The organism is Sphingobacterium composti (genome assembly GCF_009829075.1).
GTDB classification, from domain to species: Bacteria; Bacteroidota; Bacteroidia; order Sphingobacteriales; family Sphingobacteriaceae; genus Sphingobacterium; species Sphingobacterium composti.
The window spans coordinates 1-14,211 of the sequence record NZ_WUQZ01000038.1; the positions used below are offsets into that span (position 1 = coordinate 1).

The window sequence follows — 14,211 nt, forward strand, 5'->3', positions numbered from 1 at the left end:
TCATACTATACTTGATTATGATGGCTGTATGCCCAGTTTTGTGCATATTACAGATGGTAAACAACATGAATCAAAGATAGCCAAGAACATTACCTTTCCAAAGGGATGTTTGGTGGTTGTAGATAGAGGCTACGTTGATTATGCTTGGATGAATGTTTTGAACAGCAATCAGTGCTTTTTTGTCACACGCAGTAAAAGCAACATGAAATATACAGTGGTCAGGTCATTTCAAAGTGAGGCGCTCAAAGACAGTGGAGTGCTTGAAGATCAGATCATTGAACTTGATGGAGATGCTAAAAAGCATTATCAAGGAAAGAAAATGCGCTTGGTGCGTTTTTGGGACAGCATAAATAATGCTGAATATGAATTCTTAACAAATAATTTCACNAGCGTCTGAAAGTCACCAGTTTTGTAGGGACCTCAGAAAACGCTGTCTACATCCAAATTTGGACTGCATTAATAGGAATACTACTCTTTAAATACATTCAGAAGAAGGTCAAATATGACTGGAACTTATCCAATCTGATGAACTTTATTCGCTTGAATATATTTGTGAAAATTGACCTATGGAAATGGGCTAATGATCCATTCTTTTCAGGGAAACCTCCTGATAAAAGTGGACAGTTTAAACTATTCTAAAAGTTTGAGAGGGTATAATTTGATTTTTCACAAAAAGCTTTCCTAATTAATAGAAGAGGGTAGATTTTTTTACACCCTAAATTTATTTAGGACAGCTGTGAAAAGAACTCATAAAAAATTTTCAAGTTTTTGATGCTGTAACATTTGTATATACAGTTATCCTAGTTGGAAAATAATTATTCATTTATACAACTATATTTTTTTATCAAATTTTGTAGCATAAGGTAGATTAGAGTGAGAAAGTGTCTGTAGTAGTAGCTGAACAGCTACTATTATAGAGTTTGTCACACCTAATTTCACTTTCTATTCTTAGTTGACATTTATAAATGTAGTTTTGCATAATATTTAAAAATTCACCTATGAAAAGAATTTCTACCTGGATCTACAGCATTGTATCATTCTCATTTTTAGTTATTAGTTGTGATAAATCAGAACTCGTAACCAGAGATAAAGTAATTATCAACAATAACTCTAGTTCATTAAGTCAACGTATTAATCACAAAAATGCTGGATTACTGAATTTCCAAACTCCTTCCAATAATGGAATGCGATTTAGAAGTGGTGAATCTCAAGAAGCAATAATGTTAACCTCATCAGACAAAAACTTCGCTTTGGCTTTAGTTTCTGAAGTTTCTGCACCTGAGTTTGAAGGTCAGCAGTTAAGATCAACACACGTGGCAGTTGACGGATCATATGCTTATGTAAGTTATAATACAGAAGGAGATCGATATTTAGGTGGGATTGATATTATTGATATAGCAGATATAAACAACCCTCGTTTAGTAATTAGTGCTAAACTGCCAGATATAGATGTTAATGCATTATATGTGGATGGTAATAAATTACTTATAGCAGGAGCTGCAGACAGAGACGTTTTTAGCGATCTATCATCATCTGCATTTTCCTCTTACTTACCGTTAAATAATGGTTTAATAGGAAGTAATTTTGATTTTAAAACTCTTCAAGGACCTACAGCATTAGACATTATTGCAGGTAAACAAGGTGCTAATTTTGTAGTCTCAGGGGGGATGAGTGGTGTTTTAGCAAAACTAAACAAGCAAAATGGCAATGTTGAGATGTCTATCACCATACCAGATTTAAGATCAGTAAGAGATAACGGAGTTAAGGTTGTTGCTTTGAGTGGAACAGGGTTATTGAAGGTATATAATGGATCCTTGGTACATGAGAAAGATATAGTTGTACAATCAAATACAGCTGAAGCTAAAAGAACAATGGATTTATACCAAAACATTGCAATCGTACCTCAAGGTAGAAATGGATTTGCAACATACAATATTCAATCAGGTAGTCTTATTAAGCAGCACGAGATTCCTAATTATACAGGCAATGATTCAAACTTAGATCCGGAAGATGTTGTTGTGAATGCTGTATCTGTAAATAACGATAAATTATTCGCTGCTAATGGGGGAGCAGGTGTTTCAATTTATGGATTCAATAATCAATCTGGGGTTGCAGACTTATTGGGAACTGCAAGTTTTAATGGTCTAGATTTAACTTCGAGCAATTTTGTAGTAAGCCGCGAAAATTATGTTTTCGTAGCTTCAGGGAGAGGTGGTTTAAAGATTTTAAAAATGATTGATCTTACGCCAAAGGTTCCTACATGTAATGGTAATTACCCAACTTATACTGGAAATGATAGTTGGTTTAACATCAATTCAAATGAAGTAAGAAACTTTTCAGGTGTACGTAGCTTCCAAGGTATAAATGTCGGGGGTACACTTACATGGTGTGGTACATTAAGTGTTACAGCAAGTGATTTAAATGTTAATTCTAATGGAAATTTTTATGTCTATGGAACTTTAGCGGCATCAAAAAATTTAAATGTTAATGCTAATACAAATCTTAATGGTGCATCCGTTGTAGAAGGTAATATTCATTTGAATAGTAATGGTTTGTTAAGAGTATTTGGTAATTTATCTCAAGGAAAAAGCACTGGAAACACCACTTTTCATGTAAATGGCAAATTAGAGATTGATGGCGAAGTTGTTGTATATGGAGATTTGAATATTAATAGTTCTGGTACTGTCGAATTTAAAAATGCACAATCAAAGTTGATTGTATATGGTAAATACACCAATAATAACGGAAAAGTTTTAAACGGAAGTATCCAAAAAATATAATCAATATCGTTTAATCACATGCAGTATTCTTGATTTTATTAATTGAGATAAATGTGGAGTTCATATGCAATTGGACTCCACATTTTAATTTGGTCAATTGATTTTTATTACGATTGACATATTTATTAGTGTAATTTGAGGCGAAAAGAGTTTTCAGGACTTTTTGAATCCTTTTTAAACTAAAGAATTCGAAGTGTTTTCAATCATTGTAACAAGAGATAACGCTTAATAAGAAGGTATGTATCTTATACTGTCAATTATAATTTCCTGACTTTTATTATTCATTGGTGCTTTTCCTTGGTGTAACCAGAGGTTTATTTTCAACCTTTCATCACTCTTTAGAGGAATATTTTTACCAGTATAAGTCCAACTTATATAGGGGAGTTCATTTTCATTTTGGCCATACTTACTTTCGAATACAATGTGATTTTTATTCCATTCAAAACTATGAGTGGTACTTCCTAGTGAATCATTCATATCAAACCTGAAAATATTACCTTCTTTTTCGTAAGGCTGTACAACAAATTGTGAATTTTCATTGTCCTTTAAAGACCATTTTGAAAATTCTATGTCGATTTCTTGAGAGTCATCTAAATATGTAAATAGACCTACGACCACATTGTCTTCTAGATTAGTTAGAGAAGAATTTATATAAAAGATATACTTACCATATCCTACCTGTTGGTTTAACGTTACCTCAGCACAATACCAGTTTTCATCTTTGTTTATAATTTTTAAGTGTAATTTTCCAGCCTCATCAACCCAAACATTTTCAATTGAATTACTAAAGAAATTGGGGCCAGGACCATATTTCAATTGATTTGTATTGCGTACAAGCCATTTATATCCTGAGAAATCTATTATTCTATCTACAGTTTCGCTCTTTGATATAACTCTTTTCATAGTACATTGGCTCAATGTGAATAAAACTATTGACATAATAAAAATGGTTACAATATTCTTCTTCACATGCTTTACATTCTATTCAACAACTAACTCATATAGTTTTATCAACTATAATACGAGGCAATATAACTAATTATTAAAAAAATTATGATATACAGAATCTGGTAATAGTGCGCTATTAGAAATTAATTTTTGATTCTTTCTTTTAAAATTATCAAATCGCTCATTAAGCAAGTTTGAGGTGGAATTGCTCTCATCACTCTCTTCGCTAAGATTGTCAATGATTTTATATAGTTGATTATTTGAAAGATGATATCCTGCGTATACAAAATCTTCTTGTTGAGTTTTACTTTGCATAATTGGGATTCCGAAGCCATTAGCTGAGGCACCTACATCTAATCCTTTGCCAATCCAGGTTACTTGTGATGGAGTTTTAAAACCATATTGCGTACGGTAATATGCCATTAACGATGGTGCTAAATCATAGTGACTGACTATGTTTTTAAATGATTTACTTGATTTTACTAACGGTGAATATATAATTAAAGGTACATGGTATCTATCTAGTTTATGTTCTAATACAATTTCTGGCATACTATGATCTCCCGTTATTACAAAAATAGTATTTGAAAAATCCGCTCTTTTTTGGTAAGTGTCAAAGAAATTTTTTAACGCGTGATCTATGTTCATTACCGAGGCTAGTTGCTTTTTGTATGAAATTGCTAATTTTGCATCATCTGCACTCAGATTTAGTTCTTTTATTCTAATGTCAACCTGTTTATCAAAAAATTCTTGATCATTTATAAGAAATGGACTGTGTGTAGACAACGTTAAAACTGTATTCATATAAGGTTTTTTAGCCTCTAATGTCGTAATGAGCACTTTATCCAATACAGCTTGATCATCATAACCCCAACTTTCGCCGTTTTGGGAAGGAAGTTTTTTATATGGGTATTTAAAAGACTGCAAATCGATTAGATTATCCACCTTATTAAACTCCATATAATTTTTCATATTATCAAATGAGGCATCACCTCCGTAGAAAAATCCAGTTTCAAAACCGTTGTGTATGAATATGTTATTAAGATTAAAATGAAGTGGATATTCATTTTGTTCTAAAAATCCATTACGTGAGAAAGGAAGAGAACCTAAAATGGATGGTAATACAGAGAAAGTTCTTCCTGAAGTACTTAAGCAATTCTCCCAGTTAAGAGACTTGTCTCTTAAAGAATGCAGAAATGGTGTAAAATTACCAATGTATCCATTGGGAGAGCTGTATGCATTTCCTAACCCTTCAATTATCAAAAATACTAAATTAGGTGGGCGATCAATCTTGTTAAAGTGACTTCCTAGAAAGTCATTTGTATCCTCTGATCTCAAAAAGGGATACATCCCAAAGTCTTTAATGTTTCCTTGATTGTTAACTTTCCAATTATTTGCCCATTCGAAATGGTCGTTGATATAATTATTAAAATTCGTGTTTATGAAATATCTCCATTTACTTATTGAAGCGTGTGAATAGAACTCACTTTTATTTTGCACATTGAAGGTAAATTTAGTGGGCAAAATAACTAAAATCAATCCTAAGAATATAAGTGTAGCACCTGCATACGCATTTTTTGATTTGAATCGACTAACAAAAGTTAATGGAATAGCAGCAAATAATATGATTAAAAGAAGAAATGCTATATTTTTTAAATTTATCATTCCACTGCTTTTAATAATTTGCTGAATTTCCTCATAACTGTAGAAGAAAACATCAGCGCCTAACAAGTTTTGTGATTCTGAGAAATAAAGGAAGAGAATAACTTGAAAAAGTATGAAAATTGAAAATGCTGATATTATTAATATATTTAAATAATTAAATCCAATATAGACTAACAATATATATACTATGCTACATACAGCAAGAAATTGTAGAATAAAAACCAGATTATCAATAAATAAATTGAAATATATAGCGGAATAGATTTGTTCATGAAATTTTGTATTATACCAGTAAGCTTCTAATCCTACATTTGCCATATAAAGGAGCATAAATACAAATGCGATAGGAGTATAATTCCTCAATGACCAAACAATTGTTGCTTTTATTTTCGACCAGGCACTTTCATTTTCTTGAGATTGTTGAAATCCTTGTCTAGTCATCTCTCCCCAACTGTGTTGTTTTCGGAAATAGTCTTTTAAACCTGAAACTCCTGCCATTACTACTCTTCCATGAAAAAAGAATGGTTCAAGTATGGCCGTTCCTATTAATATTAATAAGTCTTTTCTTTTAGTATATACTTGATGTGACATTAAATCAAGTAATATTGCATAAATAGAGTAGAGTATTCCAGATGAAACTACTAAAATAAATAAGGTAAAAAAGAAAGGCCAATTGATAATTCCGAATAAAAGGAAAATAATAAAAATGCAATATCCTAAAAATTCCACTAAAGGACCTAAGAATTCAAAAAAGAACCAATAAGGGATACTTACCATTCCTAATCTTCCATATTTAGGGTTAAACATTAATTTACGATGTTTCCAGAGAGTTTCTATAGTTCCTCTCATCCAACGGTTACGCTGCTTTTTCAAAATATCAATGGATTCTGGAACCTCAGTCCAGCATAATGGGTCGGAGATATTTAGAACTTTATATTTCAGTTTTTGTTCTTCCATATATCGCCTCATACGTACCACAAGTTCCATGTCTTCTCCAACAGTTTTCGGATCATATCCTCCACATTTTAAGACTAAGTCCTTATCAAAAGCGCCAAAAGCACCTGATATTAAAATCAGTCCTGAAGCTCTAGACCATGCCATTCTGCCCAAAACGAATGCTCTTATGTATTCAAGGGCCTGGAATCTACCTAACCATTTTTTTGGTAAATTTACTTCAACTACTTTACCGTCAACTATCTTACAATTATTAGCTAGTCTTATTACACCTCCGCAAGCTATAACACGTTCATCGGTTTGATCCATAAACGGTTTTGCAAGCTTTAATAGTGCATCTTGTTCTAATATACAATCGACATCAATACATACTATATATTTGCCTTTTGAAACATTAATTCCAACGTTAAGTGCATCAGCTTTTCCGCCATTAAACTTATCTACAACAATTAGTTTTTTAAATGCTGGATTTTTACTTCTATATATTCCTTTAATCTCTTTAGTAGGAATTATTTCAACTAAATCGTATGGTATCAACTCAAGGTTATAGGCTATAACTAGTTTTTCTATGGAGTCATCTTTACTGCCATCATTTACGATTATTATTTCTAAATTATTATAATATAAAGACAATAATGATCTTACATTATCTACAATAGTCATTCCTTCATTATAAGCTGGAGCAATTATACTAAATGAAGGTGCATTAGAGTTAGTTGCAATAAGTTTGTAATCAGTATATTGATTAAGATCAGTGTACCTTTTTAGGGCACCAAAGGCATAAATCCCAACCCAAGAATAAATTAAAAATATCATTATTGAGTATATGAGAAATAGCCAGACTACAATTTCATATATAAGATGTGAATAATCAATCATAATTTACTATGTAATGCATTTTTAATAACCGTTAATAATTTGGAATCAAGGTTAATATCAGTTGCTTTTTCTTGTAAATGTGTATAGTCATTAAATTTTTTCAGAAGATTTACAACCTCTATAAGAATATAAATATCACGCTCTTTTTCTAGAATATCTTTTATGAACTGCATTCGACTTTTATCTCCTGTGCGGTTAATAAATTTTATAATTTCAACTTTGATCAAATTTTCCTGTTTAGGATATATTTCAATTAAAGTATCCATTGTAGTAGAATTATCAATTGTTTGAAGAGTTTTGATAGCATTTATTCGAACATAGATTTCCTGGTGATTGAGTAAATTGATTACGTTATCATGAATGGAATGAATTCTAAATTTGCGTATTAATGATAATGCAAAATTAATGACAGTTTGATTCTGATTGCTAAGCCATTGGCAAATTGAATCGAAATCAGAATGTGAAAGTGTTTTAATAGCTTGACTAAGCCGCATTTGTTGCCAGTCAGATAATGGCTTTTCTAAAGAGTCTAAAAACTTTAGACCTTCAAAACCATTCAATCGCACTATACTATATTGTGCCTCAGAGTATACATAAGGGTTTTTATGGTTAAGGTGATGTGTTATTTTATTAATTGCATCAATGACATTCATTGCAGTCATTACTTGAATGCCTCTGACATTTTGATAAATGTTATTACTTTGCAGTTTTTCCCAAGCAAGCTTATCTAATTTATATATATAAAATATATCTTTTAAAATCTTATGAGCATCTCCAACGAATCTTTGATCAGATTCAATTAAAACGGAAATAAATATTTTTTTAAAATTTTTATTTTTTAATAATTTTTCAAACTCTTGATCCTTTTGTATGTCTCCAATCCCATTAAAAATAGAGTAACTTATTTTCTCTTCAATAAGATTTTTCCATTGTTGGGCATTATTAATCAATTGATAGTTTTTGTAACCATATATTAGCACAGCTATTATGAGCACTACTACAAATAATAGTAAAGCTGTTAATGCTAGAGTGAGGTTATGTAGCTCAATTTTTAAGAATATCATTTCACTTAAAACGTAATAGTCGTTTAATTCTTAAAAGCAACTCATTTGGATTGAATGGTTTGACCATGAAATCCGATGCCCCTAGAGTAAATGCCTCTTCTACAACATCTTCCTGACCTAAGCTTGATAAAACAATAACATTTGTAGATATGTTATGCTGCTGAATTGCAGAAAGAATCTCAATTCCTGAAGCAAATGGCATCATTATATCTGTTACAATTAAATCTGGTCTTGTTTCTAATGTTTGATCTATAGCTTCCTTGCCGTTTCTACACAAAATAACTTCGTATCCTTCATTTTTAAGTTTATGCTCTATAGTTCTTAAAATTAATTCGTCGTCTTCTGCTAATAAAATTTTCATTATTTAAATGTTTTCTAGTTTTTTTAAACTTTTATGTATTTCATTTATTATATCATCATAAAGAGATTCTTCAACTGAATTTGTTAAAATATTTTCTTCATATGTTGATGACATTGAGGCTAATTTATTCATTCCGATTGTTGCGGCTGATCCTTTAAGTTTATGAAGTATTCTTTTTAACTCATCAATATTTTTATCTTTTTTCGATTGTATTAAAGACTCAATAGTATTATTGAATTCTTTTACAATTAAATCCATAAAAAAGATTTTAAATTGATCATCTCCTGCAAAATTTTGGACCAAAGTATCTTTATTAAAGTCATTAATATCTATATCTTCATATTGAGAGACTATAGAACTAACTTTTATATAGTCAATTATAATTTTTTCTATATCTTTTAGTTTAATTGGTTTTTGTAATATTTCATTGAAATTATCCAAGACATAATTTTTATCTTGTAACCTTATAATTCCAGCAGTAACTCCAACTATGGGAGTGTCGTGGAAATTTTCCAACTTACGTATTAATCGTGCTGCTTCAATTCCATCTGTGATGGGCATTTGTATGTCCATCAAAATAAGATCAATATTAGTCTTAAGGCAAATGTCAATTACTTGATTGCCGTCGTTTGCTTTTAAAATTTTAGCATTAGGTAAAAATTGATTGACAAACTTTAGATTTAACTCCATATTTATTTCATTGTCATCTGCAATTAAAATTGTAGGTGTTAAATGTTTATAAGAATCAATAGATGTAATCTTACTTATACTGATTTCTTTTGACTTTTCTTTAAAATCTTGTTGATCAATTTCTTTCAAAATTTGAAGTAAGGATTTGGGTGTAAAGGGTTTTAGTAATCGTTTATAAAAGCTATAATTATCAAGCTCAGCGAATTCATTTTCATTTTTGTAGACACGATGCATTAATATCATGGGAATTCCACTCTTAATATCAACTAAACTATCTTTTTGCTTAGATTCTAATTGACTATAGTTTAGTAACAGCAAATCAAATGAATCATTATTCATATATGTTGAACATGCTGAAATAAAATCGGAACAAACCGTCGTATTGATATTATAATAGGAAAGATTTTTAATGATTATGTTGTTTATAGTTTCATTTTCTTCAACTAGAATTACGTTTTTAATGTTAGTAATAGGAATAAGGTTATCAATATCATTTTTATAATCAAGGGTAATGTCAAAGTAGAAATTACTCCCTTCTCCAAATTTACTTTCTAGAAGAAGGTTACTGTTCATGTACTTAAGAATATTATTAGAAATTGTTAAGCCAAGGCCAGTCCCGCCATAAATTTTATTTGTTGAATTTTCACCCTGAGAGAATGCGTTGAATATAGAACTTTGTCGGCTTTGAGCAATACCAATACCTGTATCTTTTACAGAGAAACGCAATTTAATATTGGTATTAGATTTTTTTAAAATCGAAACTTTTAATACAATTTCACCTTTATTCGTAAATTTTACTGCATTCCCTATTAAATTTATCAATATCTGTTTTAGTCTAACATGGTCGTACATCATTAGGTTAGGTAATGATGGATCTAAATCAATAATTAGTTCTACATTTTTTTGTTCAGCTTGCAAGATTACAACTCCAATAACCTGTGTTACTAAATCATAGATATTCGATTCCTCAATAAATAACTCCAATTTTCCAGCTTCAATTTTTGAAAAATCGAGTATTTCGTTAATTATATGCAGTAAGCTATTTCCTGATTCGTGTATATATTTGAGGTACTGTAATTGATTTTGATTAACTGCAGAATTCATGAGCAGTTCTGAGAATCCTATTACACCATTTAATGGTGTGCGTATTTCATGACTCATATTTGCAAGAAATTCTGATTTTGCATTATTAGCAAGATCTGCAGCTTTCTTAGCTTCAATTAATTCTTTGTTAATATTAATATATGATGAAATATTTTGAGCAAATATCATAATTCCCCCTATTTCATTTTTAGAGATATACCATGGTCTCACTTCCCAGTTTAAGTGCTTTGGCTCCTGGTCATCACTAAATTGAATTCGCTCATTTGAATTTTTATAAGTTATCCCTTTTAATGCATTTAAATAGATTTTCTTGCGTTCTTCAGGTAGATTAGGAAATAATGAAAAAAGATTTTTATTCTTAATGCGTTTTAAATTGATTCCAAATTCTTCATACCATTGATTACTATATAATAAAAAATCGAAATTGTAATTGAACATTGCAACAGAAGCAGGTACATACTCTACGAATGTTCGTAACATGGCCTCCTTCTTCTCAATCTCTAAATACAGTTTTTTACTAGCATCAATATTTTGTATAATTCCATATATACGTGTACAAATACCATGGTTACATTCAGGTATACCTTTAAGACGTACCCAAATTGATTCTGAATTATATTGTTTTAATTTTAGTTGGATGTCAAATCCTTTGATTGATTCCTTAGCACTATGAAATGCATCTGTTAATTTTTTTTTGAAATCATCCTCAAATAGATTTTTCCAATCGTTTAAATTTGAAACAGCTTCTTTATTAAAACTAAAAATTGACTCTACTGATTCGGAAAAAACAATTTTATCTTTTTCTAGATTTATTTCCCATCCACCTACTTGTGCCACGGCATTAGTCTGTGCCAATAATTCTTTCGTACGTCTTAAATCAAGTTCTAATTTTCGATGTTCCGTAATGTTTAATGCAGTGCTAGCAACATAAGAAGTTGCTTGAGCATCCCTTTCAATTATATTGTGATAGAAGAAGTATTGAGGAATTCCGGATTTTGTTATGAAGGTGATAATTCCGGATGTCTCATTTTGAGTAGTGATTTCATTTAAATACTTTGATAAGTACTTTTTTTGCTCATCAGGAATAAATTCTATAATATTTTTACCAACTACTTCCTCTACATTATAACCTAGCATGTTACATCCTTTTTTGTTAATTTTTAGAATGTTACCTTTAAGGTCATGCATGCAAGTAAGACCAATACTATTCTCGAAAAAATTTCTAAATTTACGCTCAGAGGCTTCTAGTCTAGCTCTTTTTTCACTTTCTTCTGTTATATCTCTACCAAAAACAAAAACTTCTTTAAATTTTGAATTATACTTAAACGTCCATTCAATTATATAAAGCTTGTTATTAACAAAACTGTTTGATTGTATTGTACTTTTGCCATATTTAATACTTTTTGAAATGGCCGCATTTACTTTTTCCGTTTCGCTTTTTATAACATCAATATAATTTATTGCTTTATTTGGAAACTTAGATTTTATAAATTTTTTATGAAATACTGGATTTGCTTGTTTAATATTTAAATCAAAATCCAAAACGCATATCATATTTTGCGTTTGTTCATATATGTTTTTATAGTAACCAGATTCTATTTCTTTTTTCTTTCGACTATATAATTGGCTGACCGCTTTGGCTAGCAGATGAAGAGATGTAATTTGTTCCTCATTAATTGTTTTGGTTACATAGTCGATAACACATATAGTACCTAATACAATATCATCATCTAATATTGGTACCCCAGCATAAAACTTAATGCCTGCAGCCTTGATAATTGAGTTATTTGCTGTTCTATAATCTTTTGATGTATCTGGAATAATTAGAGCTTCTTTGCTCATCATGGTATATTGACAAACAGTGTTTTGTCGTTCAACAGTTTCAATTTCAAGTCCTATACAACTTTGTATACGTTGAATATCATTTTCCATCAAAGCTATTAGAGAGGCTGCACAACCAGTAATTGAGGTTGCTGATTGAGCAAAGATGTCAAATTCTTCATCTTTACCTAAACCAATTAAATCGTAATCACGAAGTCGGTTAATTCTCTCAATCTCATTGTGAGGTATTGGAAACGAATTCATAATAAAGTACTGTTGCTAAAAAAAGTTGTAATTAGAAAATTCTGCTATAACCAATACTCAAATCATATTGATTACCCTTTTCTAAAGGTTTATATTCTTGATTAAAATATGTTGCCGATATATTTAACAGGTTTCTTTTTTGGATGGAGAAATTATAATTCGCTCCAATTTTATACGTTTTTAATTTAAATGAATTTTCAATTAATAAATTGTTTCTATTCTCCTCTGGACTAATACCAGTACCAATTTGAAAACCTAAATAGTCGTTAGCTCCTTTGAGATAGTATCGAACTGTACCTGTATAGGAATGAGATATATTTTCACTATCTGGAGACAAGTATGTTCTTAGATTAAACCATAAATTCTGGTAATACTTTCCTATAGATGCTGTGTAAAGCCAAATGTTATTAGAGAAATTCAATTGTCTATATCCAATTTCCCCCTCAAAACTATTAGGTAAATTAGCATAAACAGAAATACCAGTTCTATATTTTGGAAATATTCCAACATTATCCGAATAGCCAGCGCCAACATATAAATAAAAAATCTTATTTATTCTAGGATAAGCTTCTATCTCAAACTGTAACCCATTATCAGCAAATTTATTAGCATAATTAGCCTTAAATAATATGGATCCAAACGATGTAGCTCTCTTATAGCCAATTCCTAGGATATGCCAGTTGTCTTCAAATTGTTTATCAAAGTGCGTGAAATCATAGTTAATGCTTATTGCATTTTTTGCGGTGTATGATTTTAAATTTTGCGCCAAAGAATTCGCGTCTGTATTTTTGGGGTTAATCTCTAATAGTCGGTTAACAGATTTTTCCGCTTCTTGATAGCTTTTAATACCATAATTATATCTGGCATGTAATAGTAGTAAGTCTTCAGATGATGGATGCTCTTTAATACCCTCATCAATTATTTGCTGCGCTTTTTCATTCACATTATTCCAGTAGAGTAGGTACCCATATGCTAAATAAAAATCTTCAACTTTCACTTTTTTACTATGCAAATTATCGAAAACATAGCTCGCGGAATCTATTTTATCACTCCAAGTATAAAGCCTGCCTAAAAAAACATGCAAGTCAGTATAATCTGGAGATTGGTCTATTGCTTGTTTAATCAGTTCAATAGCTTTAGGGTAATCCTTAGAGTCAAAGGCAGATGTACGTGCACGTGAGAATAATTCATCAGAGGATAAATCTGTTGATTGACCATATACAACTATAGTCGTTAGAACGCTTAAAAAAAGCGAAATTATGTAAGGCTTCATAGATAAATGAAAAGTTGGGAAACTTATTAATTTTATAAATATATACAATTATGTATACATATTATATTAACCTTTTAATATAACAATAATTTCAGTTTTAGGTTGTAAATTAACAGAAGATATTTACCTATATAAGATAATCTATGTTAATTTATTTAAATTGCCTCATTATAAACATTTAAATGTTTAACTCAATAAAAATTCGATTCAAATCGTTTTTAAGAATTGTTTTGTATTTATAGTTAACGTTTATTTCAGTTGAATTTTAATACTACACAGCTGTCCTAAATAAGGTAAAAAATGGCGTTGAATTTATATAGCAGGGATTGCTATATTTAATTCGCTAAAATGATTCAACCGCCATGGTAAATATAAACGTATTTTCTCAGATATTAGGACTAGTAGATC

8 protein-coding genes are annotated in these 14,211 nt (G+C 30.3%); 2 read left to right on the forward strand and 6 right to left on the reverse strand.

Annotated features, from left to right (window positions below; all coding sequences use genetic code 11):
• Nucleotides 1-28 precede the first annotated feature (28 nt).
• Nucleotides 29-397 (forward strand): transposase, encoded by a 369-nt coding sequence (locus GOQ17_RS15515; RefSeq protein WP_423252040.1) that lies wholly within the window; start codon nt 29-31, stop codon nt 395-397.
• Nucleotides 398-998: 601 nt separating this feature from the next.
• Complete coding sequence (locus GOQ17_RS15520; RefSeq protein WP_159638883.1) at nt 999-2,780, forward strand: hypothetical protein; 1,782 nt, start codon at nt 999-1,001, stop codon at nt 2,778-2,780.
• A 225-nt stretch (nt 2,781-3,005) separates the two neighbouring features.
• Here GOQ17_RS15520 and GOQ17_RS15525 read toward each other — a convergent pair whose 3' ends face one another.
• The 6 genes from GOQ17_RS15525 to GOQ17_RS15550 form a co-directional block, all read right to left on the reverse strand.
• A complete protein-coding gene (locus tag GOQ17_RS15525; RefSeq protein ID WP_159638885.1) occupies nt 3,006-3,683 on the reverse strand; it encodes a glycoside hydrolase family 16 protein in 678 nt (225 codons plus the stop codon).
• A gap of 132 nt (nt 3,684-3,815) precedes the next feature.
• Nucleotides 3,816-7,163, reverse strand: a complete 3,348-nt coding sequence (locus GOQ17_RS15530; RefSeq protein ID WP_236537175.1) for a sulfatase-like hydrolase/transferase — start codon at nt 7,161-7,163, stop codon at nt 3,816-3,818.
• Nucleotides 7,164-7,222: 59 nt separating this feature from the next.
• Nucleotides 7,223-8,290, reverse strand: coding sequence for a HEAT repeat domain-containing protein (locus GOQ17_RS15535; protein WP_159638889.1), 1,068 nt, complete (start codon nt 8,288-8,290; stop codon nt 7,223-7,225).
• Nucleotide 8,291: 1 nt separating this feature from the next.
• Nucleotides 8,292-8,651, reverse strand: coding sequence for a response regulator transcription factor (locus GOQ17_RS15540; protein WP_159638891.1), 360 nt, complete (start codon nt 8,649-8,651; stop codon nt 8,292-8,294).
• A gap of 3 nt (nt 8,652-8,654) precedes the next feature.
• Complete coding sequence (locus GOQ17_RS15545; protein WP_159638893.1) at nt 8,655-12,530, reverse strand: PAS domain S-box protein; 3,876 nt, start codon at nt 12,528-12,530, stop codon at nt 8,655-8,657.
• Between the two features lie 31 nt (nt 12,531-12,561).
• On the reverse strand, nt 12,562-13,803 hold the full coding sequence (locus GOQ17_RS15550) for a YaiO family outer membrane beta-barrel protein (RefSeq protein WP_159638895.1): 1,242 nt from the start codon (nt 13,801-13,803) through the stop codon (nt 12,562-12,564).
• Nucleotides 13,804-14,211 lie beyond the last annotated feature (408 nt).